Below are 932 nucleotides of genomic sequence, written 5' to 3'. Positions count from 1 at the left end.
ACTTCCACTATACTCATGATCAACTTATTTCTCCGGGCTTCATGGATTCTGGTATATGAGCTTCGTAGCCCTCCTTGACGGCGAAAAAGCGATTTCACCGTTTGAGGTTGATCAGCCAGATCCCGATCTCACATGTGTTGAGTGCGAAAAACCAATGTACGTCGTTCGTGAACACACACGGAACAACGGCGCGCTCGTCTCGCGTCACTTCAGACACAATCCCGGCGTCGACGACAGCAACTGTAATCTCACCGGCGAGAGCGATATCCACGAGAAGCGAAAGACGATTGCTCTCTCGAAGGCGCTCGTCGAGTTTGAGGGCAACTGTACCGAGTGGGGACTCGAAGAGCAGATCGGGTCTAAACGGGCAGACTCCTTTGTCCGGTTCAAGGAACCGCACCCGAACTACGGCCACGGACTAGCGATTGAGTACCAACACAAGAACATCAACAAGAATCGAGACGAGTCCACCCAGAACTACCTCGACGAGGGATTCACCACTGTCTGGCTCTGGGACAGTCAGTTCACGAGTGACGACGATGTAAACCTCTTCGGGGGCAAAGTCGTCCCCGTATGGCCTACGGCAGTCCCAGACCGCTCTGAGTGGGGGCCGACAGACGAATTCGAACTCGATACACTCCCGCTCCGCTCATGGACCACTTCTGGCGAAGACCGTTCTCCCGGGTTCAGCTCTTACTCAACCCTAGATCGTGTCTCTCGCCATCGCCAGACGGCTCGGGACGTTTGGGACTTCGAGCTCCCAGATGCGCCATCTGTATTGGTTCGTCTCCCAGACGAGTGGTACGACCGCTGTATCCGCGCCCTTTGGGACACCACACCGTGGGACCTCCGGTTCGACGATTCTGGCTCCTACGGCTTAGAGAGATGGATCGCTAGCACAAGCGACGAGCAACCAGAAGTAGAGATTTCGG

The 932-nt window shown here is 55.5% G+C and carries 1 pseudogene; it reads left to right on the top strand.

Features of this window, described 5'->3' with window-relative positions:
* Positions 1-55 precede the first annotated feature (55 nt).
* Positions 56-932, top strand: a pseudogene (locus tag EXE42_RS15960) (hypothetical protein); the annotation flags it as partial.

It is taken from the genome of Halorubrum sp. SP3, assembly GCF_005435195.1.
Taxonomy (GTDB): Archaea; Halobacteriota; Halobacteria; order Halobacteriales; family Haloferacaceae; genus Halorubrum; species Halorubrum sodomense.
Note: the sequence above shows the minus strand (reverse complement) of the source record. Positions and strands in the feature narration are given on the sequence as shown.